Origin of the sequence: Micromonospora sp. NPDC049044 (assembly GCF_040649215.1) — a bacterium.
GTDB lineage: Bacteria > Actinomycetota > Actinomycetes > Mycobacteriales > Micromonosporaceae > Micromonospora.
Genome location: NZ_JBEZFA010000012.1, coordinates 140,025 through 165,409, shown reverse-complemented (window position 1 = coordinate 165,409; position 25,385 = coordinate 140,025). Strand labels below are relative to the sequence as shown.

Sequence of the window (25,385 nt, the reverse complement as noted above, 5' to 3'; positions counted from 1 at the left end):
CGGCGCCAGTGGTCAGGCGACCGCCTCGGCGGATTGCGACGTCCGGCTGGTGTCGACAGGTGTCAGCGTCGCGCCGGAGTGGCGCAGTGCGGCGGCGCGGCGCTCCCGGGCCGGCCCCGACACCAGGTGGGCCACGGCAGTCAGGACGCCGAGCGCGGCGCAGCCGTACCAGAGCGCGTCGTTGCCGGCGTGCTCGCGCACCAGGCCGCCGAGGATCGGCGCGCTGGCCCCGGCGATCTGCCAGGACAGGGAGAAGACGCCCTGGTAGCGACCGCGCAGCTCGGCCGGGGAGAGTTCGGCGATGAGCGTGGAGTTGGACGGCGAGTTGAGCATCTCGCCCACCGTCCAGATCAGCACGGTCAGCCCGTAGAACCAGGCGGTGCCGGCGAACGCGGTAAGCCCGAACCCGAGGCCCATCACCACTGACGCCAGGGCCAGCACGTGTGAGCGGCTCCGCCCCCGGATCAGCCGGGGCACGAAGAGTTGGCCGACCACGATGAGGATGCCGTTGAGTGCGATGACCGAGCCGTAGGTGGCCGGGCTCAGCCCGCTGTCGCCCATGGCGATCGGCAGCATCGAGATGTGCTGGAGGAACACCAGTGCGGCGAACAGGTTGAGCGCCACGAAGCCGAGGTAGACCCGGTCGGTGAGGATCGTGCGCAGGGCGCCGCCCGACACTCCCGCCGTGGCGGGGGCGGACGCGGCGCTCCCCCCGGTCTCCGGGACCTTGACGAAGATGATCAGCGCGGTGATCAGCATGGTGCCGGCGTCCACCACGAACAGCAGCAGGTAGTCCGCCTGCGCGGCGAGGCCGGCGAGGACGGCGGCGCACGCGAAGCCCAGGTTGATGGCCCAGTAGTTGAGCGAGAAGGCGCGCAGTCGGTCCTTCGCCGGCACCACGTCGATCATCATCGCGCCGAACGCGGGCCGGGCCGCCTCGGCGAACATGCCGAGCAGCAGGGCGCCCAGCGCCACCGCCCAGAGGTCCCGGGCCAGGCCGAGGCCGAGCATCATCGTCGCCGCACCCACGTGGGCGGTGAGCAGCGTCGGCCGGCGACCCCACCGGTCCGCGAGGGTGCCACCGGCGGTGGTGCCGAACGCGCCGCCGACGCCCCAGAGGCCGATCACCAGGCCGGCCTGGGAGGCCGAGAAGCCGCGTTCCTGGGTGAGGTAGATGGCGAGGAAGACGAGGACGAACGAGCCGAGCCGGTTGATCAGGGTGCCGGACCAGAGGTACCAGAAGGTGGTAGGTAGGCCGCCGGTGGTGTCCCGGAACCAACTCCGCATCGTCCGCATATGGCGCCCCGCTTGTAAGTAATGACCGATGTGACTAACGCGCCTTACAACCCTAGTGGCGGACGCTGCCGCTGGTCATCCGCATTTTCACGTGGTGGTCGTCACGACGGGTGCCCGCGTGTCCACCCGGCGGTTGAGGCAGGATGATCCGCATGACTGCGAGCGAAGGGCCCACCGTCGGGACGCTGGTCCTGCTGCGACACGGTGAGAGCGACTGGAATGCCAAGAACCTCTTCACCGGCTGGGTGGACGTCGACCTGACCGAGAAGGGCGAGGGCGAGGCGCGGCGCGGCGGCGAGCTGCTGCGCGAGCACAGCCTGCTGCCGGATGTCGTGCACACCAGCGTGATGCGGCGCGCGATCCGCACCGCCGAGCTGGCGCTCAACGCCGCCGACCGGCACTGGATCGCGGTGCGCCGGTCGTGGCGGCTCAACGAGCGGCACTACGGCGCCCTGCAGGGCAAGAACAAGAAGCAGACCCTTGATGAGTACGGCGAGGAGCAGTTCATGCTCTGGCGCCGCTCGTACGACACCCCGCCGCCCCCGATCGACGACAACGACGAGTGGTCGCAGGTGGGTGACCCCCGCTACGCGCTACTGCCGACCGAGCTGATGCCGCGTACCGAGTGCCTCAAGGACGTCGTCGAGCGGATGCTGCCCTACTGGTACGACTCGATAGTGCCGGACATCCTGGCCGGCCGGACGGTGCTGGTGGCGGCGCACGGCAACTCGCTGCGCGCCCTGGTCAAGCACCTCGACCAGATCTCCGACGAGGCGATCGCCAAGCTCAACATCCCGACCGGCATCCCGCTGCGCTACGACCTGGACCCGCAGCTGCGCCCACTCACCCTGGGCGGCACCTACCTGGACCCGACGGCAGCGAAGGAAGCCGCCGCCGCGGTCGCCAACCAGGGCCGCTGAGCTGACGACGAAGGCCGCCGGGGACACCGGCGGCCTTCGTCATGCCTGGATCAGCTCGCCGAGGGCGCGCTCTGCCCGGTGATCAGGTAGATCACGTGCTCGCCGGCGTTCACCGCGTGGTCGGCGAAGCGCTCGTAGAAGCGGCCCAGCAGGGTGGCGTCGATCGCGGTCTCCACCCCGTACGGCCAGTCGTCGCCGAGCAGCACCGCGAACAGGTTCTTGTGCAGCTCGTCCATGGCGTCGTCGTCGCGGTCCAGCTCGCCGGCCAGGTCGACGTCGGGCTTCGCCAGCACCGAGCCGATCTTCACGGCCATCCGGTCGGCGATCTCGGACATCTCGGTGAAGACCGTCCGCAGCTCGGCCGGGACGGCGGGGGAGGGGTGCCGGCGCAGCGCGGTCTTCGCCACGTGGTCGGCGAGGTCGCCCATCCGCTCCAGATCAGCGGCCACGTGCAGCGCCGTGATCATGGCCCGGAGGTCGGAGGCGACCGGCGCCTGTCGGGCGAGCAGGTCACAGACCCGCTCCTCGACGTGTCGGTAGAGGTCGTCGATCTCACCGTCCCGCTCGATGACCGTCTCGGCGGCCTCCCGGTCGGCGGTGAGTAGGGCCCGGGTGGCCTGGCGCATGGCGGCGCGGACGCCCTCCGCCATGTCCACCAGCAGTTGGCTGACGATCTGGAGGTCGGCCCGAAACTCGTCGCGCATCATCACGTCCTGTGGTCGGTCGCCGCCGGCGGGTGCCGGCGCAGGGGGGTTGAGCAGGTGCGACGCCAACGGTATGGGGCGCGGGCGGACCTCGGATGAACCACGGTGAACGACGCCAGACGCGGGGGTGAACACTTCTGAAAGTGCGGGTGGTTCGTCCCGTTCTGTGTGGTAGCCAGGTTAACAATGACCCTACGATCGCCGGGTGGAATGGACGGTGGCGGTCGTGGTGGCCGTGGCGTTGGTGGCCGGGTTGGCCGCCGGTCTCCTGCTGCCCCGGTTCCTGCCCAGGCGGGACGCTCGTTCCACGTCGACGGGGAGCGCCAGCTCCCGCTGGAGCAGGGGGAGGCCCGCGATAGCCGACGAGCAGCAGGCGGGGCTCGGCCGCCGGACGATCGACTCGCTCCGGGCCGGTGTCGTGGTCCTGGACAACGACGACGTCCCCGTTCTGATCAATCCGGCCGCCCGCGCGATGGGGCTGCTCCGGACCGGCAGCACCCCCGGCTCCATCGCCGCGCACCCGCTGATCCGTACCCTCGCCGGCCAGGTGCGACGCACCGGGGTGCGGCGCGAGATCGAGCTGGACCTGCCCCGAGGTCGCGACAGCGCGGGGGAGAACCCGCTCGGCGTGCACCTGCGGGCGATGGGTCTCGGCAACGGCTTCATCGCTGTGGAAGCGGTAGACGTGACCGAATCGCACCGGCTGACCCGGGTCCGACGCGACTTCGTGGCCAATGTGAGTCACGAGTTGAAGACCCCGATCGGCGCGCTTCAACTGCTCGCCGAGGCGTTGCTCGACGCCACCGAACCGGCCGACGCGGCGGCACCCGACCTCTCCGAGGACCTGGTGGCCGCGCGCCGGTTCGCCGAGCGGATCCAACACGAGTCGACCCGGCTGGGTCGGCTGGTGCAGGAGTTGCTGGAGCTGACCCGGTTGCAGGGCGCCGAACCGCAACCGCCACCCGAGCCGGTCGCGCTGGACTGGGTGATCGCCGAGGTGGTCGACCGGACCCGCACCACGGCTTCCGCCCGTGGTGTCGAGGTGACAGTGGACGGGCAGCGCGGCCTCACCGCGTACGGCAGCGACTCGCAACTCGCCACGGCGGTGGCGAATCTGGTGGAGAACGCCATCAACTACTCGGGTGAGGACACCGCGGTGCGGGTCACCCTCCGCGGTGACGACGAGCACGTCGAGATCGCGGTCGCCGACCAGGGCATCGGCATAGCCCCCACCGACGTGGACCGGATCTTCGAGCGGTTCTACCGGGCCGACCAGGCCCGTTCGCGTGCCACCGGCGGCACCGGACTCGGCCTGGCGATCGTGAAACACATCGCGAGCAACCATGGCGGACGGGTCGAGGTGTCGAGCACTCTTGGTGGTGGATCGACGTTCACCCTCCGGCTGCCCGCCAGCCCACCGGACGACCTGCTGGCGACACTGCCGCCGGTTGGGATCGAGTCCGGTCCGGCTGGGCTACGGCAGGTCTGACAGCAATGAAAGGAAATCCCCGTTGAGCCGCGTTCTGGTGGTCGAGGACGAGGAGTCGTTCTCCGACGCCTTGTCGTACATGCTCCGTAAGGAGGGCTTCGAGGTCTCGGTCGCGGCGACCGGCACCGACGCCCTCACCGAGTTCGACCGGACCGGCGCCGACATCGTGCTGCTCGACCTGATGTTGCCCGAGATGTCGGGGACCGAGGTCTGCCGACAACTGCGGCAGCGCTCGGCGGTGCCGATCATCATGGTCACCGCACGGGACAGCGAGATCGACAAGGTGGTCGGGCTGGAGATCGGCGCCGACGACTACGTCACCAAGCCGTACTCGCCGCGCGAGCTTGTCGCCCGGATCCGGGCGGTGCTGCGCCGGCAGAGCCCGGAGGTGGCCGAGACGGGGGCGCCGACGCTGGCCGCCGGACCCGTTCGGATGGACATCGAGCGGCACGTGGTGACCGTCGAGGGCGGGGCCGTGCAGCTGCCGCTCAAGGAATTCGAATTGCTGGAACTGCTGCTGCGCAACGCGGGCCGGGTGCTCACCCGCGGCCAGCTCATCGACCGGGTCTGGGGCGCCGACTATGTCGGTGACACCAAGACGTTGGACGTGCACGTCAAGCGGCTGCGCTCCAAGATCGAGCCGGAGCCGTCCGCGCCCCGCTTCATCGTCACCGTCCGGGGTCTGGGCTACAAGTTCGAGCCGTGATCGGCGTACCCGAAGGGGGTCTGCGCTCGGCGCAGGCCCCCTTCGGGCTGTTTCCGCTCGGTCAGCGGACGACCTTGATGTTGAAGATGGCGGTGTCGAGCCGGCCGTAGAGCCGCAACCAGAGCGGCATCAGCATCTCCGTGCCCCGCGCGGTGGAGAGGTCACCGAGGTCGATCACGTCGGTGTGGCCGAAGCTGACCAGCAGCCCGGTGACGATCCGCTTGGCCTCCGCGTCGTCGCCGGAGACGAAGACGCTGTGCTCACCCTCGGCGAGCTGGCGCGGGCGCACCATCAGCTCGGCGGTCATCGTGTTGAGCGACTTGACCACTCTGGCCTGCGGGAACTCCCGCTGGATCCGTTCGGCAAGCGAGTCGGTGTCGGGCACCGTCAGGGTGGGCGGGAAGCCCGCGCTGAAGTCGAGCGGGTTGGCGATGTCGAGCAGGACCTTGCCGGCCAGGTTCGTCGTGCCGGCCGCGGTGAGCGCCGGCAGGGACCCGGTGCCGCTGGTGGCGTTGACGACCAGCTCGGCGCCGGTCGCGGCGTCGGCGAAGGTCGCCAGGCCGACCTCAGGATGCTGCGCCGCCCAGTGGGCGTGTTCGCCGGCCCGGATGGCCGCGACATCGCGGGTGCCGATGGTCACCTGGTGACCCAACTCCGCCAGGCGGGCGGCGATGGTTCGACCGACCGAGCCGGTGCCGAGAACTGCGATACGCATGTCGATCGATCCTCCGTCGGGATATCGAATCGGCTCGTGCCGATTGCGAGCAGGCTAACAGACAGGTCTGTCTATTGCTGCCCCTGTCGAGTCGCAGAGGCGTCGACGCGCAGCCCGTTCTCGACGTCCGGAGGGCACCAGTGCAGTTGGCGTCCCTTGGACCTGATGTGGCAAACGAATCGCCGCCCGCCGCCCGTTCCCCGCCGCCCGTTCCCCGCCGCCCGTCCCCCGCCGCGCGTCCCCCGCCGCCCGCCGTCGTCCGTGGTCCGCTGCCGGCGACGTGCCGGCCCGCTGGGTGATCCACACCGTCGGGCCGGTCTGGTCGGCCGACGAGGACCGGTCGGCGCTGCTGCGCGACTGCTACGCCAACAGCCTGCGGGTCGCCGACGGGTTGGGTGCGTCCACAGTGGCGTTCCGGCTGATCTCCGCAGGAATCTACGGCTGGCCGTTCGACGACGCGGTCGGCCAGGCCCTCGCGGTGCTCAACACCGCCGCCCCCGCGGCAGTCACCGAGGCCCGCCTGGTCCTCTTCGCCCCCGACACGTACGCGGTGGCCCGCCAGGTGCTCGCGGCCCAGCCTCGTTGATCATGGAGTAGTGGTGCCCGAATTTACGTGATGCGGAGTGCTTCGTCACCCACCACAACTCCATGATCGACGAGGCGGTGCGAGGCGGTGCGAGGCGGTGCGAGGCGGTGCGGGGCGGTGCGGGGCGGTGCGTGGTCAGGTCAGGTCGGTCAGGCAGGACCATTGGGCTGCATTCGGGCGGTAGCCGAGCCAGGCGTTGATCGCCAGCATCGGCGCGTTCGCTGCATGGTTCGAGGTGTACGCGATCCGTACGCCGCCGCCCGCCACCTGCCGCCCGCCGCTGCCGCCTGGTGCTCGCGCTGCCGGGCGGTGCTCGCGCTGCCGGGCGGTGCTCGCGCTGCCGCCAGCCGTCGCCGCCCGCCGTCGCCGCCGGCCGGTGTCTTCTGCCGATGTCGTAAGCGATTCAGCTCCAAAGCGCCGTCAACCCACATCCCGCCCCTCGTCCGCGCGGCCCTCGCGGGGGTCGCCGAAGCGGCGGGTGCTGCCTCCGTAGACAAAGCTGTCTATAAGATCGGGGCTGTCATCAGCAGAACGAGGGAGCACCCATGCCCGCGCCCCGCACTCCGGCCGGCTCGGCCAGGGAACGAATCCTGGACACCGCGTTCCGGCTCTTCTACGCGCACGGACCGCGCGGCGTGGGGGTGGACACGGTGATCGCCGAGTCGGGGGTGGCCAAGGCGACGCTCTACAAGCACTTTCCGCGCAAGGACGACCTCGTGCTGGCGTACCTCGATCGGGTCGACCAGGCGTGGTTCGGCGCGTTGCGGTCTGCGGCCCGGGATGCCGGCCACGCGCCGCGCGACCAGCTGGTCGGGATGTTCGACGCACTGGCCGGTGCCTGCCGCCGCGACGGCTACCACGGCTGCGCGTTCATCAACACCGCCGCCGAGTCGTCCGCCGGTGGCGAGGTGCACGTCCGGACGGTCGAGCACAAGACCGTGGTCCGGGCCTGGGTGACCGAGCTGGCCCGTCAGGCCGGCGCGGCCGAGCCGGAGCTGCTCGCCCGCCAGCTCACCCTGCTGCTGGACGGCGGGCTCGCCGCCGGTGTGCTTGACGGCGACCCGCTGATCGCCGACGCGGCGCGGCGCAGCGCACGCACGCTCGTCGACGAGGCGCTGCGCTAGATCTCGTCGGCGGGGTGGGGAGCGATCATGCCCTGCCTGGTTCGGGCCGCGCACAGCTCGGCCAGCCGCTCGTAGGCGGCTGCGCCGATCAGCGCGGTCAGCTCCGGGGCGTACGACAGGTACATCGGCTCGGCACCGACGTGCGCGTCAGTCGAGGAGGTGCACCACCAGTCCAGGTCGTGCCCACCGGCGCCCCAGCCCCGCCTGTCGAACTCGGACAGCGTGGAGACCAGCACCTTGGAGTTGTCCGGCCGTTTGACCCAGTCCTGGTCCCGGCGGATCGGCAACTGCCAACAGACGTCCGGCTTGTATTCCAGCGGGTGCACCCCGTCGCGCAGCGCCTGGGCGTGCAGGGCGCAGCCACCCCCACCGGGGAAGTCGGCGTCGTTGAGGAACACGCACGGGCCGTCCGCGCCCTGGGTGGCGGTGCGACGGGCCGGGTTCTTGCCGTCGATGGTGTCCTCGTCGGTCCAGTTCTTGAACCCGCGCCGGAAGTGCTGCCAGCTCTCCGGGGTGAGCCGCTTGACGGCGTTGCGGACCCGCTTCTCGTCGTCCGAGTCGGTGAAGAACGCCCCGTGCGAGCAGCAGCCGTCGGCCGCCCGGCCGGCGATGATGCCGTGGCAGCCCTTGCCGAAGATGCAGGTCCAGCGGGAGAGCAGCCAGGTCAGGTCGGCGCGGATCAGGTGCGTCTCGTCGGCCGGGTCGGTGAACTCGATCCACTCCCGCGGGAAGTCCAGCGGCACCTCGCGGCTGCGCGGGTCGCCTGGGTCGTCCACCAGCACACGGAGCTCCATCGTCACCCGGCCCAGCGTACGCGCGGTGGCGCACGCAGGCCGGTGAGCCGCGCAAACGTGTTGCACCTAGGGTCTTCATCATGCGACTGGGTGTCCTCGACGTCGGATCCAACACGGTGCACCTTCTGGTGGTGGACGCGCACCACGGCGCGCACCCGTGGCCGGCGCACTCCGAGAAGGTCGTACTCCGGTTGGCCGAGCAGATCGGCCCGGACGGCGCGCTCACCGCGGCGGGCGCGGACGGCCTGGTCAAGGCTGTGGGCATGGCCAAGACGGCGGCGGAGGGGTTGGCGACCGACGACCTGATCGCCTTCGCCACGTCCGCCGTGCGCGACGCCACGAACGCGGCAGAGGTGCTGGCCCGGGTCCGCGACGAGACTGGCGTACGTCTGGCGGTGCTCTCCGGGGCGGACGAGGCGCGGTCGACGTTCCTGGCCGTCCGGCGCTGGTTCGGCTGGTCCGCGGGGCGGCTGCTGGTGCTGGACATCGGGGGCGGCTCCTTGGAGATCGCCGCCGGCATCGACGAGGACCCGGAGGTCGCGGTCTCGCTGCCGCTCGGCGCCGGTCGGCTGACCCGGGAGCGGCTGCGGGTCGATCCGGCCAGCGCGGTCCCGCCGTCGGCGGAGGCGGTCGAAAAGCTCCGGGAGTACGTGGACGGTCGGCTGGACAAGGTCGTCGACCAGATCACCCAGGTCGGCTGGGACCGGACGGTGGCCACCTCGAAGACGTTCCGCACGCTGGCCCGACTGGCCGGCGCCGCGCCCTCCGGTGCCGGGCTGTGGGCGCGACGCAGCCTGACCCAGGCCGGTCTGCGGCAGGTCATCGGCTTCATCCGGCACATCCCACCGGCGCAGTTGATGGAGCTTGAGGGGGTCAGCACGGGTCGGGCCCATCAGCTGCTGGCGGGTGCCGTGGTCGCCGAGGCGGTGATGCGCCGCCTGGATCTGGACTCGCTTGACATCTGCCCCTGGGCGCTGCGTGAGGGCGTCATCCTCCGCCGGCTCGATCAACTCGAACCGATCTGAGGGCGCTGGCGGGCTACGCTGACTGATGTGACTTTCCGCGTTCCGGTCCTCCTGTCCAGCTCGTCGGTCTTTCCCGAACCGACCGCGGCGGCCTTCCAACTGGCCGCGGCGCTCGGCTACGACGGGGTCGAGGTGATGGTCTGGACCGACGTGGTCAGCCAGGACGCGGGCGCGCTGCGCGGCCTGTCCGCGCACTACGGCGTGCCGGTGCGCTCGGTGCACGCGCCGTGCCTGCTTGTCACCCAGCGGGTGTGGAGCCCGGACCCGTGGGAGCGGCTGCGCCGGGCCGCCGAGTTGGCCGAGACGCTCGAGGCGCCGACGGTCGTGGTGCATCCGCCGTTCACCTGGCAACGTGACTACGCGCGCAACTTCGCCGAGGGGTTGGCAGGCGTCGCGGACCGGTTCAGCGGGCTGCGGTTCGCTGTGGAGAACATGTACCCGGTGCGGATGGCAGGTCGGCAGTTCGTCCCGTATGTGCCGGGATGGGATCCCACCGACACCGGCTACCCGTCGTACACCCTGGATCTGTCGCACTGCGCGGCCTCGCACAGCGACCCGCTGGAGATGGCCGACCGGATGGGTGCCGGGCTGGCGCACGTGCACCTGGGCGACGGCACCGGCGAGGGCCGCGACGAGCACCTGGTCCCCGGGCGCGGCACCCAGCCCTGCGGTGAGCTGCTCTCCTCGCTGGCCGGGCGGGGCTTCACCGGGTCGGTGGCGGTGGAGGTCGCCACCCGGGGTGCGAAGAGCCGCGCGGTACGCGAGGCGGACCTGCGTGCCGCGCTGGAGTTCGCCCGTCAGCACCTGACCGCGTCGTCCCCGGTCGACGCCTGACCACGCCCGCCCGCGCCGGGCGGTGTGTCAGCTGACCGGTGAGAGCGAGTCCACGGCGCTCGTCGGCTGGGCGGCGACAGTCACCTGCTCACCGACCGCCGCCCGCTTGCGGGCCCGGTGCGCCGCCACGTGCGAGCGGGTGGCGCAGCGCTCCGAGCAGAACCGCCGGCAGCAGTTGGACGACGTGTCCAGATAGACGTTGCCGCAGCGCTCGTCGGCACAGACCCCGAACCGGGCACTGCCGTACTCGCAGAGCCAGACCGACAACCCCCAGACCGCGCCGGCCAGGTATTCCGCACTGACCGAGGCGCCCCGGCTGGTCACGTGCATGTGCCAGTCGCTGGAGTCGTGCCCGGAGATGCGCGGCTGCACCGGGAACGCCTCCAGCAGCGCGTTCAGCTCGGTGACCGCCTGGCCGTCACGCCCCGAGGTGCCGTACTCGAAGACGTCGCGCAACCGTTTCTGGGCCCGCCGGAAGATCGCGACGTCCCGGTCCGCGACCTCGTCGCGCATCCAGGCGTTGTCGTCGGGGAAGAGGGCCCGCAGGTCGTCGAGGTCGTCCAGGCGGGCGTTGACCAGGTCAACGCCGGTCCGGGCGTACGCGTCGAAGTTCACGCCCCCAACGGTAGACGACTCATGCGCTGCGCGGCGCGTCGATGTAGTGCGGCAGGAACCGCGCGTAGCCGTCGGTGATCAGACTGGCGCTCTCCCGCACCCCCACCCCGGCCGACTCACCGTCGACGATCCAGCTGCCCAGCACCATCCGGTTGCCGGCGAACTGCGGCAACGCCCGGAACTCCTGGTAGCACCAGCCCTCGTCGCCGTAGATCCCCGGGTTGGTGATCTCCTGCTCGGCGGTGACGACGCGGACCGAACCGCCCTCCCGGCCGAGCAGCGGCTTGGCCACGTACTCCGGCATGCCGCGCGGCGAGTCGAGGTACGCCGGGAGCAGGTAGTCGTGGTCGGGGTACAGCTCCCAGAGGACGGCGAGCAGCGCCTTGTTGGACAGCAGCAGCTTCCAGGCGGGCTCGATCCAGGTGGTCGGGGTGCCCGGGGCCAACGCCGCCGGCCCGTACGGCTCGGCCAGCATCCATTCCCACGGGTAGAGCTTGAAGCAGGTGGTCACCGGGCGGTCGGCGGCGTCGACGAAGCGCCGGCCGTCCCAGCCGATCTTCTGGATGGGCTGCAACTCGACGTCCAGGCCGGCCTGTCGGGCGGTCTCGGCCAGGTAGCCGGCGGTCATGTGATCCTCGCCGGACTCCTCCTCGTTCGACCAGAGCACGTGCACCCGGGGATCGTGCAGCCCAGCCCCGATCTTGGCCCACGCGGCGACCAGCCGTTCGTGCAGGCTGTTCCACTGGTCCAGCTCCGGTCGGGTCTGCTCCAGCCAGTACCACTGGATGATGCTCGCCTCGACGAGCGCGGTCGGGGTGTCCGCGTTGTACTCGAGCATCTTCGGCGGCCAGGTGCCGTCGTACGCCAGGTCGAAGCGGCCGTAGAGGGTGGGTGGTGCCTCCCGTAGCGACCGGGCCACGGCTTCGGCCGCCCACTGCGGGATGCCGAACTCGGCGTACCGGTGGTGGGCCACCACGTGTTCGGCGGCGGCCACCGACATCCGGTGCAGCTCCTCGGTGGCCTCCTCCAGCCGCAGCACCTCGTCGAGGTCGAAGGCGTACGCACCGGTCTCGTCCCAGTACGACGTGATCCCGCCGTCGGGCAGCTCGGTGTCGACGTAGACCAGCCCCTGCTCCCGGATGGTGGCGTCCCAGTCGGGTCGGGGGGTGACCGTCTCGCGGCGCACCTCAGCCGCCGCAGGAGGCGAGGTGGGTGCCGAACCCGCCCCGGTCGGGCACGGCGGCCGTTGCCGGCTGCGGTGCGGCACGGCCGGTGGCCGGGTCGGGAACCCGCATCGCCAACGCGACGGTGTCGCCGCCGCCGACCGGCCCGAGGGCGCAGTCGTCGTCATCGTCGTCGTCGGCGGGCATGTTGCAGCCGGAGAGGGCGAGCGCGAGAGCGGTGAGCGCGCCGAGCTGCACGGAGGCCGACCGTAGCCGGCGGCGGGGGCGTTGGTCCACGGCATCGTTGTAGCCCATGCGCGCCACCACCGCAGCCCCGGGCAGGCGAGGCCCCTTGTTGTCGGTTTTGTTGTACCGGGGCCCTTCCCCGCGGTCGGGACGGGTGGTACGGCCGCCCCTCGGCGGGGGCCCTGGCAGGGGCGATACGCTCGGCTCATGCTCCGTTCCGTCATTCTCGCCGCCTCCCGGTCATCCCAGGTCGAGCGGCTCGTCGCGACCGCCCCGTACACCCGGGACGTCGTCCGCCGGTTCGTCGCCGGCGCCAGCACCGACGACGCGTTGCGCGCGACCCGCGGGCTCGTCGACGACGGTCTCGCGGTCACCCTCGATCACCTCGGTGAGGACACCGTCACCCCCGAGCAGGCCATCGCCACCCGCGACGAATACCTGAGGCTGCTGAAGATGCTCGGCGGTGCCGGGCTGACCCCGGCCGCCGAGGTGAGCGTGAAGCTCTCCGCTCTCGGCCAGATGTTCGACGAGCAGTTGGCGTACGACAACGCGCGGGCGATCTGCGCGGCGGCGGACGCGGCGGGCACCACCGTCACCCTGGACATGGAGGACCACACCACCACCGACTCGACGTTGGAGGTGCTGAGCCGGCTGCGCAAGGACTTCCCGTCGACCGGTGCGGTGCTCCAGGCGTACCTGCGCCGGACCGAGTCGGACTGCCGGGAGCTCTCCTCGGCCGGGTCGCGGGTGCGGCTGTGCAAGGGCGCGTACAAGGAGCCGGAGTCGGTGGCGTACCAGTCGGCCCGTGAGGTGGACAAGTCGTACGTGCGCTGCATGAACATCCTGATGTCCGGTGCCGGCTACCCGATGCTCGCCACCCACGACCCTCGGATGATCGCCATCGGCGAGGACCGGGCCCGCTGGTTCGACCGGGGGCCGGAGCGCTTCGAGTTCCAGATGCTCTACGGCATCCGCCCGGAGGAGCAGGCCCGCCTGGCCGGCGAGGGCTACACGGTGCGCACCTACGTCCCGTACGGCGACGAGTGGTACGGCTACCTGATGCGCCGGCTCGCCGAGCGCCCGGCCAACCTGGTCTTCTTCGGCCGTGCCCTGATCTCCAAGAAGTAGTTCCTCCGGGTCGGCCGGGGCGGCTTCGCCACAGCCAGCGAATGGTCGTACCCTTCGGCGGGTGACTGACGGGGTGCAGCAGCCAGCACCACGGCGGCTCTGGCCGCTGTGGACGGTGCTCATGGTGGTCGTCCTGCTGCTGGGCTGCGGCCTGCCGGCGCTGCTCGTCGTCGGAGTGATCCGGGAGAGTGGTGCCCGGGCCACGATCAGCCGGGCCGGTGTGTCGACTGCCGACGATCCCGCCACCGTGGCGGCCCGAGAGCTCAGCGACCGGATGACCGCACAGCTCGACCGGCAGTCCACCGCGCTGCTCGCCGGTGACCGCGCGGGTTACCTCGCGATCGCCGAACCCGCGGTGCACGCCGAGCTGCGTCGCCGCTTCGCCGCACTGCGCGAGCTGAAGGTGACCGTCTGGCGGGCCGAGCCGAGCGGCCTGCCCGCGCCGATCGTCGGCAAGCCGGGGGAGTGGCGGCTCCTGGTGCGCTTCCAGTACTGCTTCGTCGCCCCGAACTGCCGGCCCAGCCCGGTGCTGATCGGCACCCGCTGGCGGGAGTACGGCGACCAACCCCGGTTGATCGCCGTCGAGGAGTCGAAGTCGGTGGAGACCGGTACCCGGCCGTGGGAGGTGAGCGAGCTGGCCGTGGCGATCGGCGCGCGGACCATCGTCGCCACCACCCCGGCGCTGCGGGGCAAGCTGCCCAGCCTGCTCGCCCAGGCCGAGGCGGCGGCCAAGGTGGCCGACGGGTACGTGGTCACCGGCTCGCCGGTGGACCGCTACCGGGTCTTCTACGCCGGCCGCGCCGAGTGGAAGCGCTGGTACGGCGGGGACCGGCCGGAGTGGACCGGCGGGTACGCGGTGACCGTGGGCGGCGGCCACCACGAGGTGGTGCTCAACGCCGAAGGGCTGCCCAGCAGCGGCACCGACGACCTGCTCCGGCACGAGTTGACCCACGCTGCCTCCCTGCCGGATCGCGGCTACCCCGGCAAGACCACCTGGTGGCTGGTGGAGGGGCTGGCCGAGTTCGCCGGCACCGGCGGCCAGGCGGTCGACAGGTACGAGGGGCTCGCCGAGGTGCGCAAACTGGTCCGGGCCAGGTGGGACGGCCAGTTGTCGGGTGTCAACCCGGCCGACGACGCCTCCGCCGAGCAGGTAGCCGGCAGCTACGGCGTCGGCTACCTGGCCGTCCGGCACCTCGTCGACAGGTACGGGCCGCAGCGGTTGCTCACCTTCTTCAAGGCGGTTGTGCACGAGCGCAAGACCCTCGACGTGGCCGCCGAGGAGGCGTTCGGCGAGCAGTGGTCGACGTTGCACGACGAGTGCGTGGCGTACGTCCGCAGCGCCGCTGCCTGACGTGCTCGCGGGTGGCGAGACGGTGCGCCGTACCATCGATGGGTGCGCCGCCCCCAGTCAGCTCGGCCGGGCAGCACCGTCCGGCCCCGCCTGCTCATCGCCCTGACCGCCGTCGCCGTCCTCACCGCCACCACCGCCGCGTCGTGCGGTGACGACAGCCCCGACCTCGCGCTCGCGTCGGCGGCCCGTAACCCGGTGAGCGAGGTCATCGATGCCCCGGCGACCGTCACCGCCCGCGCCGCCGCGACCCTCACCGCGCCTGCCGACGGCACAGTGGTGAGCCTGCGGGTCCAGCCCGGACAGCAGGTCAGGGCCGGTCAGGTCCTCGCCGTTGTCGACTCGCCGGCGGCCCGGCAGCGGCTGCGTCAGGCGAAGGAGGCGTTGGACGCGGCGAAGCGCGCCGGTCGGGGTGTCTCCACGGGCAACCTGACAAGCAGCCGACGGGGCACCGACAAGGCCGCCGACGAGGCGTTCGACGCGGCCCGGCACGCCGCCGACAAGATCGCCGACCCGCAGTTGCGGGACGCCCTGTCGACCCAGGTGACCTCCGCGCAACGGCAGTACGCCGCCGCCGCGCGCAGCGCCGACCAGGCCGTTCGCGAGGTGCAGCGCGGGATCAACGGGCTGAGCTCGGCCGTCGGCGCGCTCTCCGCGGCGCAACGGCTCCAGGCCCAGCAGGCGTACGACCTGGCGAAGGCGAGCGTCGACGCGCTCACCCTGCGCGCCCCGATCGCCGGCATCGTGCAGCCGGGCGGCACCCGGGCCGGCGGTGGTTCGACCGGTGGCCTCGCTGGGCTGTTGGCGCAGGCCGGTGGCCCCCAGGCGGCCAGCGTCGACCCGTCCGCGTTCACGTCCGGCCAGGGCGGGCCGCCCGCCGGGGTGGACGACGCTGTCGCGGTCGGCGGCCAGGTCACCGCCGGCACACCGGTGCTGACCGTTGTGGACACCGGGCAGTTGGGGTTGCTCGCCGAGGTGGACGAGACAGACGTGCTGCTGGTCAAGGCCGGGGTGACCGCCACCGTCGAGTTGGACGCCGTCAGCGGGGCCAGCTACGAGGCGACGGTCCGCTCGGTGGACGTGCTGCCCACCAACTCCGCTCAGGGCGGGGTGACCTACCGGGTGCGTCTCGCGCTCGGTGCCGGAAAGCTGGCCGAGGACGAGCCGGCCCCGACGCCCCGCCCGGGCATGAACGCGATAGTGCACCTGCGGGTCCGGGAGGCCGCCGACGCGGTGACCGTACCGGCCTCCGCGGTGTTCTCCGCCGACGGCCGGGACGCGGTCTGGGTGGTCCGCGACGGCCGGGCTGGTCGGGCGGCGGTCACGGTGGGCGTACAGGGGTCGGATCTGGTGCAGATCCTCAACGGCGTGCAGCCCGGCGACCGGATCGTGGTGCGCGGCACCGACCAGGTGCGCGACGGCCAGGAGGTGCGGTGACCGACGCCCCGCCGGCGATAGAGGCGGTGCAGGTGTCCCGGACGTACCAACTGGACGGGGTGTCCGTCGAGGCGTTGCGTGGGGTGTCGCTCGTCGTGCGACCGGGTGACTATGTGGCCCTGGTCGGTCCGTCCGGCTCGGGCAAGTCCACCCTCATGCATCTCCTCGGTGGGCTGGACCGGCCGACCGGTGGCCGCCTGGTGATCGGTGGGCGGGACGTCAACGCCCTCGCGCCGCCGGAGATGGCGGCCCTGCGCAACGAGACGATCGGTTTCGTCTTCCAGGCGTTCCACCTGCTGCCGCGTACCTCGGCGGTGGAGAACGTGGCCCTGCCGCTTGTCTACCGGGGTGTGTCGGCACGGCAGCGCCGGGAGCGGGCGGCGGCGATGCTCGGCCGGGTCGGCCTCGGGCACCGACTGGACCACCGGCCCAACCAGATGTCCGGCGGTGAGCAGCAACGGGTCGCGATCGCCCGCGCGCTGGTCACCGAGCCGACGGTGCTGCTGGCCGACGAGCCCACCGGCAACCTGGACAGCGTCACCGGCGCGGCGGTGCTGGAGCTGTTGGAACAGTTGAACGTGGAGTCCGGCGTGGCGTTGGTGATGGTCACCCACGATCAGGAGGTGGCCGCCCGAGCCCGGCGGCGGATCACGATGCGCGACGGGGTGGTCGTGGCGGACAGCGCCGACCTTCATGATCGACCGCCGTCCGTCGATCCCGGCCGACCTGCGACACTGGTCCCCGCTCCCAGCGCGGAGCCCCGGTCCGCGTCCGGAAGCGGCCCGGGGCACCCGCCCGGTGGCTCCGGTGGCGCCGCCGGAGCCACCGGGCGCCTTCCGCGGGAGGCCGACCCGGGCCGGCCCGCGCTCGACCCGCCGGAGGGCGCGGCGTGAGGGTCGCCGAGGCGTGGCGGGTGGCGCTCGACGCCCTACGGGCCAACCGGCTGCGCAGCGCGCTGACCATGCTCGGGGTGATCATCGGGGTCGCCTCGGTGGTCCTGCTGGTGGCCATCGGCACCGGCACCAAACAGAAGGTCGAACAGCAGGTCGAGGGCCTCGGCTCCAACCTGCTGCTGGTTGTCCCCGGCCGGATCGAGGTGGGCAACGCGCCGGTGGTCTCGCCGCTGACCCTGAAGGACGTCGACGCCGTCAGCCGGGTGGTCGGTGACCCCGATCGGGTGGCGGTAACCGTCGCCTCCGGGGCGACCGCGCGGGCCGGTGCCCGTTCCGACTTCACCACAGTGCAGGGCGTGCTGGAGACCACCCCGACGGTGTTCACCAGGTCGCTGGCCCGGGGCCGCTATCTGACCGGCACCGACGTGGACACCAGCCGGCGGGTGGCGGTGCTCGGCGACTCGGTGGCCCGCACGCTCTTCCCCGACCGGGACCCGCTCGGCCAGCAGGTGACGCTGGCCGGGGTGCGGTTCCGGGTGATCGGCGTCTTCGCACCACTCGGGCAGAGTCTCGGCGTCGACCGGGACGACGAGGTGCACGTGCCGGTCACCGCCGCGCAGCGGCTCTGGGGCACCCAGCGGGTGGACGGCATCGCGGTGAAGGCCCCGGACCGGGAACGGATCGACGAGCTGGGCGAACGCATCGTCGCCGAGCTGAACCGTCGGCACCCGGACACCGAGTTCAGCGCGGTCACCCAGCAGCAGATCCTCGGTGTGCTCGGCGACATCCTCGGCGTTCTCACCGGCGTACTGGCGGCCATCGCCGGCATCTCCCTGCTCGTCGGCGGTGTCGGGGTCTCCAACATCATGCTGGTGAGCGTTCGGGAGCGGACCCGGGAGATCGGGCTGCGCAAGGCCGTCGGGGCCCGGCCCCGCGACATCGGTGTGCAGTTCCTGCTGGAGGCGGTGCTGCTCACCACTATCGGTGGGGTGACCGGGATGGCGCTGGGCGTGGGCACCGCCCTGCTCGTCGACGGGCTGTCACCGATCCCGGCCGCGATCACCTGGTGGTCGTTGGCGCTCGCCTTCGGCGTGTCCGCGGTGGTGGGCATCGTCTTCGGGGTCGTTCCGGCGCAGCGCGCCGGCCGACTCGACCCGGTGGTCGCGCTACGTGCCGAATGACCAGGGCGGGAACAACCGGGACGTCGGGCGCGGGCGGGGCGATTCCGGGAGCGTGGATCGGGTGAACGGCGAGAAGAAGCATGATCAGTTGTACGAAGGGATCGCGCCGGTCACAGCCGCCCCGCTACCGTACTGGTAACACGCGCGTCGCCGCCCGGCCCGGAGCATCCGTCGGGTTGGCCCGCGCCGGGCATGGGATGGGTTGGTGAGCCATGGCCGGGTCACAGTCCGACGGGCGGCTGTCGGAGGTCAGGTTCCTGACCGTCGCGGAGGTGGCGACGGTCATGCGGGTCTCGAAGATGACTGTCTATCGCCTGGTGCACAGCGGTGAGCTCACCGCCGTCCGGGTCGGCAGGTCGTTCCGGGTGCCGGAGCATGCGGTGCACGAATATCTCCGGGGCGCTTTCCAAGAGACCGCCTGAGCCACCGCTGCGCCCCTGCTGGTGCCGGCCAACCGGCATCGACGGGGGCGCGTTGGTCCGGCTGAGGCCCTCCGGCTACCCTGGAGCCCGACCGAGACCCCACCGGTGCGCCCCGCCGCCCAGACTGGTCCGGTCCGTTGTCCGCACGCGGTCGCCGTCGCCACCTGGGTGGTGTCATCCGGTCCGCCCCGCACGTTGTATCGAAAGGCTGTCGTATGGGCTCGGTGGTCAAGAAGCGCCGTAAGCGCATGGCTAAGAAGAAGCACCGCAAGCTGCTGCGTAAGACCCGCGTCCAGCGTCGCCGTCTCGGCAAGTGATCGCCGCCGGGCTCGACGGACAGGCCGGCGGCGCATGCTGCGCCGAAGCGCGCCCGGCCCGTCCGACCGCCCGGCGTCCGGCGGCACTTGCCAAACTGTCGACCCCCGGAGGCTCAGGTGATCAGGCCGTGGTCGTCCCGGCTCGGTCCTTCCTGCCGGGGTAGGTGCGTCAGATGACCCCCGGTGGCACCACAGGTGCTCCGGGGGTCGTCCTCGTCACCGGGGTCGGCCGCTACCTCGGTGCCCACGTGGCGGCCCGGCTGGCCGCCGACCCGCGCATCGAGCGGGTCATCGGTGTCGACGCACCGGACTCCGGCACCGAGTTCACCGACCTGCTGGACCGGGTCGAACGACTCCGCGTCGACCCCGGCTCACTCGGGGGCCTCCTCGCCGACCTGGACGTCGACGCCGTCGTGCACCTGGCCCTGGTCAGCTCCCCCGACCCGCAGCACGGTGGTCGGTCGGCGATGAAGGACCAGAACGTCATCGGCACCATGCAGCTGCTCGCCGCCTGCCAACGGGCACCCCGGCTGCGCAAGCTCGTGGTCCGTTCCTCGACCGCCGCGTACGGGGTGTCGTTCCGGGACCCGGCGGTCTTCACCGAGGAGACCGAGCCCCGTGAGGTGCCGCGCGGCGGGTTCGGCCGCGACATTCTCGACCTCGAGGGGTACGTCCGCGGCTTCCGCCGCCGCCGGTCCGACGTCACCGCGACGGTGCTGCGTTTCGCCCCGTTCATCGGCTCGACCGCCGACACCACGTTGACCCGCTACTTCGCGCAGCCGTTCGTGCCGACCGTCTTCGGCCGTGACCCCCGGTTGCAGTTCCTGCACTTCGACGACGCGTTGGAGGTGCTGCACCGGTCGATCGTGGAGGACCACCCCGGCACGTACAACGTCGCAGGTCCGGGGGTGCTCTCGCTGTCGCAGGCGATCCGGCGGGCCGGTCGGGTCGCCGTCCCGGTGCTGGAACCGGGTCTCTCCGGTGCCGCCGCGCTGGCCCGCAACATGGGCTTCGGTCGTTACGGCCTGGACCAGGTCGACCTCTTCGTGCACGGCCGGGTCGTCGACACCAGCCGACTTGAGCAGGAGTACGACTTCACCCCCCGCTCCACCGCCGAGGCGTTCGAGGATTTCATTCGCGCCCACCACGGCGGGGTGGTGGTCACCCGCGAGCAGTTGGCCGCCGCCGAGCAACTGGTCCTGGACGGCATCCGGCAGGTCCGCTCCGCGGTGCGGGAGCGCTCGTCGTGAGCGGGCCGGGGGCATCGTGACCGGGCCGGGGGAGGGGCGCGAGCCGCGGGGGGTCGGGCGTTTCGACGTACCCCAGCCGACCGCTGCGGACGCGGACCCGGCGCGGCGTAACGGGCATCGACCGGCCGACCAGGTCGCGTCGACACCTACCGACGGGCCCGACACCGCGGCCAGCTACCGGCCCGCCGGTGACCTCGTCGACGCCCCGCCCACGGGCGGCACCGAACCGGTGGTGCCGGACCGGCCGGGGGACCACTGGGACCGCAAGGTCGCGAACGGGCTGGCCTTCCTGCGCCGCCGGCTCGCCGGCGACTACGAGGTCGACGAGTTCGGCTTCGACTCCGAGTTGACCGACGCGGTCTTCCACCCGCTGCTGCGGCTGCTCTACCGGGACTGGTTCCGCACCGAGGTCAGCGGCGTCGAGCACGTGCCCGTCGACGGACCGGCCCTGGTGGTCGGCAACCACTCGGGGACGGTGGCGCTTGACGCGTTGATCCTCTCGGCGGCGCTGCACGACAAGCATCCCGCCCACCGCTACCTTCGGCTGCTCGGCGCCGACCTGGTCTTCCGGATGCCGGTGGTCTCGGAGCTCGCCCGCAAGACCGGCGGCACGGTGGCCTGCAACCCGGACGCGGAGCGGCTGCTCGGCGGGGGTGACCTGGTCGGTGTGTTCCCCGAGGGCTTCAAGGGGATCGGCAAGCTCTACGCGGACCGGTACAAGCTGCAACGGTTCGGGCGGGGCGGGTTCGTCTCGGCGGCGCTGCGCACCGGCACCCCGATCGTGCCGGTAGCCATCGTCGGTGGCGAGGAGATCTACCCGATGCTCGCCGACATCAAGCCCCTGGCACGGCTGCTCAAGTTGCCCTACTTCCCGGTCACGCCGACCTTCCCGTGGCTCGGGCCGTTGGGCATGGTGCCGCTGCCCAGCAAGTGGCTCATCGAGTTCTGTCCGCCGATCCCGACCGCCCACCTGACCGACGCGGCGGACGACCCGCTTGTGGTCTTCAACCTCGCCGACCAGGTGCGGGAGACGATCCAGCAGACCCTGCACGCCCTGCTGGAGCGACGGCCCGACCCGTTCGGTCCCTGACCTGGCTCAGCCGGCGCGGCGGCGGCGCTGCAACGCCAGCCCGGCGGTGACCGCGCCGACCACCAGCCCGGCCGCCGCGGTGGACGGTACGGCGATCTTGACGGCCCGCCGGCCCGTGCGGAAGTCCCGCACCTCCCAGCCGTGCTGGCGGGCCTGCCGCAGCAGGGCGGCGTCGGGGTTGACCGCCACCGCCCGGCCCACCGCGGAGAGCAGCGGCAGATCGTTCGCCGAATCGCTGTACGCCGCGCAGCGGACCAGGTCGAGCCCTTCCACCGCGGCGAGCTGGGTGACCGCCTCGGCCTTCGCCGGCCCGTGCATCAGGTCGCCCACCAACCGCCCGGTGTACGCCCCGTCCACCACCTCGGCCACCGTGCCGATGGCACCGGTCAGGCCGAGCCGGGCGGCGATCACCCGGCCGATCTCGACCGGGGCGGCGCTGACCAGCCAGACCCGTTGGCCGGCCGCCAGGTGCCGTTGCGCGAGTTGGTGGGTGCCGGCCCAGATCCGGGGTGCCATCATCTCGTCGAAGATCTCCTCCGCGAGGTGCTCCACGTCGTCGACCCGCCAGCCCTGGACGAAGGCCAGTGCGGCCTCCTTGGCCAGGGACATGTCACCGGCGTGCTCCCGGGCCAACAGTCGGAACCGCAGCTGCTGCCAGGCGAAGCGGGCCAGGTCGGCGGTGGTGAAGTAGTTGCGGGAGGCGAGCCCACGGGCGAACCAGTAGATCGACGCGCCCTGCATCATCGTGTTGTCCACGTCGAAGAAGGCCGCGGCTGTCGGGTCCGGTACGGGGGCGACGGCCGGGGTCAGGTCGGTCTCCGCCCAGCCCGCGGTGTGCCCCGCGGCGTCGGTGCTTACCGTCACCTTCCGGCTGCGCGCCACGCGACTCCCTTCCTCACCGGTACGACGGATGCCTCAGGCGAGGGTAGCCGCCGCGCACTGTCGACCGGCCTGGCACAGCACGAACTGTGGCGAGGTCGGTCGGACGTGCGGTATAGGGGGTGGGCGTCAGCGAGCCTCGGGGCAGGCGCTCGGATCCGGGCCGAGGGTGTCGCTGGCGGTCGGGGCCGGCAGGCCGCAGGCGATTGCCGCCCGCAGCGTGTCCGAGCGCTCCCGGATGCTGTCCAGGAGGCGCAGTGACCGCTGGGTCCGTTCCCGGTCGATGCGGGTGGTCCCGTCGAGCAGGCCGCTCACCGCCCGGCGTTGGCCGGTGACGAACGTGTTGAGCGTGTCCAGGCTGCCCGGATCGGCCCGCTGTGCCGCGGCGGTGGTCAGCAGGCGAACACCCTGCCGGGTGTCGGCGTCCATGTCGTCGAGGACCGCGCTGTAGCCGATCCGGTCGCCGCGGAGCTCGGCGGCCTCGCCGAGCCGGGTCCGGGCGAAGTCCAGGAAGAGTTGACCGCGGCTGATGTCGGAGCTGGCCAGGGCGAGTTGCGCCCGTTCGGTCGAGCGCTTCATCCCGTACAGCGCGTCGCCGGGCACTGCGTTCTCGCTTGCGGCGGAGATTCCGGAGACCGCGATGGCGCCGGCGGCGACGCCGACCAGGATCGCGCCCCGGGCTCGGGCCCGCCGGGCGGTGGCCGCCGGCAGCAGCCGCCCCCGGGTGGTCGTGGCCGGACGCGTGGTGTCCGGTTCGCTGGCCGCCGGTGTGCTGCCCAGTCCGTCCCGTTCGGCGGTGGCGAGCAGCATCGCCCGCAGACCGGTCCGGAAGTCCTGGTCCACCTCGACGGTCGGGGGGTCGGTGCTGATCCGTTGGCCCACCGCGACGAGGGGCGCGAGTTGACCGTCCACCCGGGCTCGTACGTGGTGTCGCCGAGCGCCGTTGGCCTCGTCGAGAAGCTGCGCGAAGCGCTCGGCGCGCCGGCGGGAGAAGAGGATGTCGTCCACCGCAGGCACCTCCTCTCGCTGGTCACGGCCGGTCGGCCGCCGTCGTTGCCGGGGACCGGGCGGCAGTGTGACACCACGGAGGTGAGGTGCCGCCGGCTCGCCGGTCGGACCTCGGTGACCCGGCCTGCCGGGACAACCACCGGTCGCACCCGAAGAAACGCGGCGGACCGGGCACGGGTTACGGGCCGGGCGGAGCGGAAATTACAGAAAGTGATCGTCATCACCGGGCGGGACCGACAGCGAGCTGCCCGGACGTCGATCGACGTCCATCGGTCCCGCCGGGAGAAACTACGGCTGGAAGCCGTCCGGGAGCAGCCGGGCCAGGGCGCGCACGGCCCGGTACTGAAGGGCTTTGATGGCACCCTCGTTCTTGCCCATCGCCCGGGCCGTCTCGGCGACGGAGAAGCCCTGGAGGAAACGGAGCACGATGCACTCCTGCTGCTCCGGGTTGAGCTGCTTCACGGCGGTGAGCAGCGCGACGTTCGTGATGTGTTCCACCACCGCCGCCTCCGGGCTGCCCTCGGGGCCCCGGTCCTCCCGATCGGCGTCGAGCACGTCACCAGTGGTGACCTCCAGCCGGTACCGGCCGGACTTGAAGTGGTCCGCGACCAGGTTGCGGGCGATGGTCACCAGCCAGGCGCCGAGATCGCGGCCCTGCCAGGTGAAGCTGCCGATCCGCTTGAGCGCCCGCAGGAAGGTGTCCGAGGTGAGATCCTCGGCGAGTTGGCGGTTGCCGACCCTGAAGTAGATGAACCGGAACACGGTGTCCACGTACCGGTCATAGATCAGACCGAACGCCTCGGACTCGCCGGCCTGGGCGCGTTCGATGAGCGTCCAGACCTCGGTGGCCGGGTCGGACGGGTCCGGGCGGCTCGGAAAACCGGTAGGGGTCGTGGGGGTGGTGGCCGGCACCGCCGGGATCACCGCCGTCTCGCCCGCCGCCGGATCGGTGGTCACCGTCGGTGTGTCGCTGACCCGTCGGCCCTGCGACGGCATTGTCGGTCGGGCCGGAACGGCGACCCGGCCGCCGGTCGGCCGCGCGTTCCCGCCGGGCACCACGGGCCGCGGCGGCGGCTCGTTGTGGTGTGGCCGGCTGCGGGTGCGTGGGGCCGCGCCGTCGCCCCGCACGGTGCCGCCGTGCGGTTCGTCGAGCGGGGTCCGAGCCGCCGGTCTCTCGTTGACGTGTGCGCGCGCTGGCTGGCCGGTCAGGCCGACTGGGCGTTCCGCGTAACCGAAGGTGGTCACCGTGTTGCCCCCGTCCCGTCGGTCGCCGAATGGGCCGGTCTGTGCGTGGTCGGGGCGGACCGACCGGGGAGCCGGCCGGGCAGGACGGTCGCGGGGCTTGCCGAAGGACGGCAAATCCCCTGGAGGTGCTGGTCCAATGCGCTAACAGGCACGGGGGCCTCCTCGGGCTGAGGGGTGTCGACTCACGGCAAATGGGGTGAGCCGACCCGAGTGATGATAGGGCCAACGTCACCCGCGCGTGGCAAGTCCGTTACACAAGGCGGAAGTATTTCCCGCTCCGTCGCACCCGTGCCGGACCGGTTGTCCGTCGTGTGCGATTGACTTTCCGTCGACCCGGTGTTCCTGGATGGATTCCCTGGTCGGGGTGGGTCACCCGGTCGGTTGACCCGGTCGCCGCCGGTGGCCGCACGGGCGCACCGGCACGCCTGCGAACGGCGCCACCCATCCCATCGGCGGGACTTGATCGGACCGCCGATGGCACACCGGAGTGTCCCGTGCGCGGGACGGTTCGGGCGGCCCGCCCGAGTACCGCTCACGCCGTCGGTCGCCGGCCGCTGTGGCAAACTTGATCACCGCGCCGGCCGAGTCCGCGGTACCGGGTGTGCCGCACCCGCGAAGCGGCCAGACTGTGCGGGCGTACGTGCTGGCGGCCTCGGCGCGACACCTGCCTACCGAGCTGCCGGCGAACGCCGAAACCCCTACGGAGGTAACCGATGGCAAGTGACGCCCGGCTCGCCCTGATCACCCGACCCGGCTGCCACCTGTGCGACGACGCCAAGGCGGCACTCGACCGGGTGGTGGCGGTCACCGGCGACAAGTGGGTCGAGTGGGACGTCACCGACGACGAGGGGCTGGAACGGGAGTACGGCGACCGACTGCCGGTGGTGCTGCTCGACGGCAAGGAGCACGGCTACTGGCGTGTCGAGGAGGACCGGCTGCTGCGGGACCTGACCACACCACAGCTCTGAGA

27 protein-coding genes and 1 pseudogene are annotated in these 25,385 nt (G+C 71.9%); 17 read left to right on the top strand and 11 right to left on the bottom strand.

Translation table 11 applies throughout. From position 1 onward, the window contains the following. Nucleotides 1-12 precede the first annotated feature (12 nt). Nucleotides 13-1,296 (bottom strand): MFS transporter, encoded by a 1,284-nt coding sequence (locus AB0B85_RS13170; RefSeq protein ID WP_357406723.1) that lies wholly within the window; start codon nucleotides 1,294-1,296, stop codon nucleotides 13-15. Nucleotides 1,297-1,448: 152 nt separating this feature from the next. Between AB0B85_RS13170 and AB0B85_RS13165 the strand changes: the two genes are divergently transcribed. Beyond that, the gene (locus AB0B85_RS13165; protein ID WP_110563229.1) at nucleotides 1,449-2,216 is read left to right on the top strand and encodes a phosphoglyceromutase; all 768 of its coding nucleotides are present in this window, start codon (nucleotides 1,449-1,451) and stop codon (nucleotides 2,214-2,216) included. 50 nt (nucleotides 2,217-2,266) lie between these two features. On the opposite strand, the gene phoU is transcribed toward AB0B85_RS13165, so the two are convergent. After that, the gene (gene phoU / locus AB0B85_RS13160) at nucleotides 2,267-2,920 is read right to left on the bottom strand and encodes a phosphate signaling complex protein PhoU (RefSeq protein ID WP_357406721.1); all 654 of its coding nucleotides are present in this window, start codon (nucleotides 2,918-2,920) and stop codon (nucleotides 2,267-2,269) included. 205 nt (nucleotides 2,921-3,125) lie between these two features. Between phoU and AB0B85_RS13155 the strand changes: the two genes are divergently transcribed. After that, nucleotides 3,126-4,409 carry an ATP-binding protein gene (locus AB0B85_RS13155; protein WP_357406719.1) on the top strand — a complete coding sequence of 428 codons (1,284 nt, stop codon included), beginning with the start codon at nucleotides 3,126-3,128 and terminating at the stop codon, nucleotides 4,407-4,409. Between the two features lie 22 nt (nucleotides 4,410-4,431). Then, complete coding sequence (locus AB0B85_RS13150) at nucleotides 4,432-5,115, top strand: response regulator transcription factor (protein WP_357406717.1); 684 nt, start codon at nucleotides 4,432-4,434, stop codon at nucleotides 5,113-5,115. 61 nt (nucleotides 5,116-5,176) lie between these two features. On the opposite strand, the gene AB0B85_RS13145 is transcribed toward AB0B85_RS13150, so the two are convergent. Next, nucleotides 5,177-5,830, bottom strand: coding sequence for an NAD(P)-binding domain-containing protein (locus AB0B85_RS13145; protein WP_357406715.1), 654 nt, complete (start codon nucleotides 5,828-5,830; stop codon nucleotides 5,177-5,179). A gap of 280 nt (nucleotides 5,831-6,110) precedes the next feature. Between AB0B85_RS13145 and AB0B85_RS13140 the strand changes: the two genes are divergently transcribed. Beyond that, nucleotides 6,111-6,416 (top strand): macro domain-containing protein, encoded by a 306-nt coding sequence (locus tag AB0B85_RS13140; RefSeq protein WP_357406713.1) that lies wholly within the window; start codon nucleotides 6,111-6,113, stop codon nucleotides 6,414-6,416. A gap of 135 nt (nucleotides 6,417-6,551) precedes the next feature. On the opposite strand, the pseudogene AB0B85_RS13135 reads toward AB0B85_RS13140, so the two are convergent. Continuing rightward, a pseudogene (locus AB0B85_RS13135) lies at nucleotides 6,552-6,689 on the bottom strand (GNAT family N-acetyltransferase); the annotation flags it as partial. Between the two features lie 272 nt (nucleotides 6,690-6,961). Here AB0B85_RS13135 and AB0B85_RS13130 point away from each other — a divergent pair. Next, nucleotides 6,962-7,540 (top strand): TetR/AcrR family transcriptional regulator, encoded by a 579-nt coding sequence (locus tag AB0B85_RS13130; protein ID WP_357406711.1) that lies wholly within the window; start codon nucleotides 6,962-6,964, stop codon nucleotides 7,538-7,540. On the opposite strand, the gene AB0B85_RS13125 is transcribed toward AB0B85_RS13130, so the two are convergent. Further along, a complete protein-coding gene (locus AB0B85_RS13125; protein ID WP_357406773.1) occupies nucleotides 7,537-8,334 on the bottom strand; it encodes a hypothetical protein in 798 nt (265 codons plus the stop codon). The two genes, AB0B85_RS13130 and AB0B85_RS13125, sit on opposite strands and share 4 nt — an antisense overlap. 80 nt (nucleotides 8,335-8,414) lie before the next feature. Here AB0B85_RS13125 and AB0B85_RS13120 point away from each other — a divergent pair, with 80 nt between their 5' ends. Further along, the gene (locus AB0B85_RS13120; protein WP_357406708.1) at nucleotides 8,415-9,359 is read left to right on the top strand and encodes a Ppx/GppA phosphatase family protein; all 945 of its coding nucleotides are present in this window, start codon (nucleotides 8,415-8,417) and stop codon (nucleotides 9,357-9,359) included. A 27-nt stretch (nucleotides 9,360-9,386) separates the two neighbouring features. Then, nucleotides 9,387-10,193 carry a sugar phosphate isomerase/epimerase gene (locus AB0B85_RS13115; RefSeq protein WP_357406706.1) on the top strand — a complete coding sequence of 269 codons (807 nt, stop codon included), beginning with the start codon at nucleotides 9,387-9,389 and terminating at the stop codon, nucleotides 10,191-10,193. A 27-nt stretch (nucleotides 10,194-10,220) separates the two neighbouring features. Here AB0B85_RS13115 and AB0B85_RS13110 read toward each other — a convergent pair whose 3' ends face one another. Genes AB0B85_RS13110 through AB0B85_RS13100 form a run of 3 tightly spaced genes read right to left on the bottom strand, consistent with a single transcriptional unit; the run spans nucleotide 10,221 to nucleotide 12,286 of the window. Continuing rightward, complete coding sequence (locus tag AB0B85_RS13110) at nucleotides 10,221-10,808, bottom strand: CGNR zinc finger domain-containing protein (RefSeq protein ID WP_357406704.1); 588 nt, start codon at nucleotides 10,806-10,808, stop codon at nucleotides 10,221-10,223. Nucleotides 10,809-10,827: 19 nt separating this feature from the next. Then, nucleotides 10,828-11,994, bottom strand: a complete 1,167-nt coding sequence (locus AB0B85_RS13105; protein ID WP_357406702.1) for a glutathionylspermidine synthase family protein — start codon at nucleotides 11,992-11,994, stop codon at nucleotides 10,828-10,830. Nucleotide 11,995: 1 nt separating this feature from the next. Beyond that, entirely contained in the window at nucleotides 11,996-12,286 is a 291-nt protein-coding gene (locus tag AB0B85_RS13100; protein ID WP_357406700.1) for a hypothetical protein, read from the bottom strand. A 138-nt stretch (nucleotides 12,287-12,424) separates the two neighbouring features. On the opposite strand from AB0B85_RS13100, the gene AB0B85_RS13095 reads away from it, so the two are divergent. The 9 genes from AB0B85_RS13095 to AB0B85_RS13055 all read left to right on the top strand — a co-directional run bounded on the left by AB0B85_RS13095 (nucleotide 12,425) and on the right by AB0B85_RS13055 (nucleotide 21,283). Next, complete coding sequence (locus AB0B85_RS13095; protein WP_357406698.1) at nucleotides 12,425-13,345, top strand: proline dehydrogenase family protein; 921 nt, start codon at nucleotides 12,425-12,427, stop codon at nucleotides 13,343-13,345. Between the two features lie 61 nt (nucleotides 13,346-13,406). Then, nucleotides 13,407-14,696 carry a hypothetical protein gene (locus AB0B85_RS13090; RefSeq protein ID WP_357406696.1) on the top strand — a complete coding sequence of 430 codons (1,290 nt, stop codon included), beginning with the start codon at nucleotides 13,407-13,409 and terminating at the stop codon, nucleotides 14,694-14,696. 42 nt (nucleotides 14,697-14,738) lie between these two features. After that, nucleotides 14,739-16,130, top strand: coding sequence for an efflux RND transporter periplasmic adaptor subunit (locus AB0B85_RS13085; RefSeq protein ID WP_357406694.1), 1,392 nt, complete (start codon nucleotides 14,739-14,741; stop codon nucleotides 16,128-16,130). Beyond that, the gene (locus AB0B85_RS13080; protein ID WP_357406692.1) at nucleotides 16,127-17,023 is read left to right on the top strand and encodes an ABC transporter ATP-binding protein; all 897 of its coding nucleotides are present in this window, start codon (nucleotides 16,127-16,129) and stop codon (nucleotides 17,021-17,023) included. Before AB0B85_RS13085 ends, AB0B85_RS13080 begins: the two co-directional genes overlap by 4 nt. Next, nucleotides 17,020-18,204 (top strand): ABC transporter permease, encoded by a 1,185-nt coding sequence (locus AB0B85_RS13075; RefSeq protein ID WP_357406690.1) that lies wholly within the window; start codon nucleotides 17,020-17,022, stop codon nucleotides 18,202-18,204. Before AB0B85_RS13080 ends, AB0B85_RS13075 begins: the two co-directional genes overlap by 4 nt. Nucleotides 18,205-18,416: 212 nt before the next feature. Beyond that, nucleotides 18,417-18,626 (top strand): helix-turn-helix domain-containing protein, encoded by a 210-nt coding sequence (locus tag AB0B85_RS13070; RefSeq protein WP_110563213.1) that lies wholly within the window; start codon nucleotides 18,417-18,419, stop codon nucleotides 18,624-18,626. Nucleotides 18,627-18,841: 215 nt separating this feature from the next. Continuing rightward, a complete protein-coding gene (locus AB0B85_RS13065) occupies nucleotides 18,842-18,943 on the top strand; it encodes an AURKAIP1/COX24 domain-containing protein (protein ID WP_007465623.1) in 102 nt (33 codons plus the stop codon). Between the two features lie 173 nt (nucleotides 18,944-19,116). Continuing rightward, a complete protein-coding gene (locus tag AB0B85_RS13060; protein WP_357406688.1) occupies nucleotides 19,117-20,193 on the top strand; it encodes an NAD-dependent epimerase/dehydratase family protein in 1,077 nt (358 codons plus the stop codon). Between the two features lie 229 nt (nucleotides 20,194-20,422). Beyond that, complete coding sequence (locus AB0B85_RS13055) at nucleotides 20,423-21,283, top strand: lysophospholipid acyltransferase family protein (RefSeq protein ID WP_357406771.1); 861 nt, start codon at nucleotides 20,423-20,425, stop codon at nucleotides 21,281-21,283. A 6-nt stretch (nucleotides 21,284-21,289) separates the two neighbouring features. Here the strand turns inward: AB0B85_RS13055 and AB0B85_RS13050 are convergent, their stop codons facing one another. The 3 genes from AB0B85_RS13050 to AB0B85_RS13040 form a co-directional block, all read right to left on the bottom strand. Beyond that, the gene (locus AB0B85_RS13050; RefSeq protein ID WP_357406686.1) at nucleotides 21,290-22,165 is read right to left on the bottom strand and encodes an HAD-IB family hydrolase; all 876 of its coding nucleotides are present in this window, start codon (nucleotides 22,163-22,165) and stop codon (nucleotides 21,290-21,292) included. Between the two features lie 126 nt (nucleotides 22,166-22,291). Beyond that, nucleotides 22,292-23,179: a DUF5667 domain-containing protein gene (locus tag AB0B85_RS13045; protein ID WP_357406684.1), complete on the bottom strand. Its 888-nt coding sequence runs from the start codon at nucleotides 23,177-23,179 to the stop codon at nucleotides 22,292-22,294. 279 nt (nucleotides 23,180-23,458) lie between these two features. Further along, the gene (locus AB0B85_RS13040; protein ID WP_357406682.1) at nucleotides 23,459-24,415 is read right to left on the bottom strand and encodes an ECF subfamily RNA polymerase sigma factor, BldN family; all 957 of its coding nucleotides are present in this window, start codon (nucleotides 24,413-24,415) and stop codon (nucleotides 23,459-23,461) included. Between the two features lie 713 nt (nucleotides 24,416-25,128). On the opposite strand from AB0B85_RS13040, the gene AB0B85_RS13035 reads away from it, so the two are divergent. After that, nucleotides 25,129-25,383 (top strand): glutaredoxin family protein, encoded by a 255-nt coding sequence (locus AB0B85_RS13035; protein WP_357406680.1) that lies wholly within the window; start codon nucleotides 25,129-25,131, stop codon nucleotides 25,381-25,383. Nucleotides 25,384-25,385 lie beyond the last annotated feature (2 nt).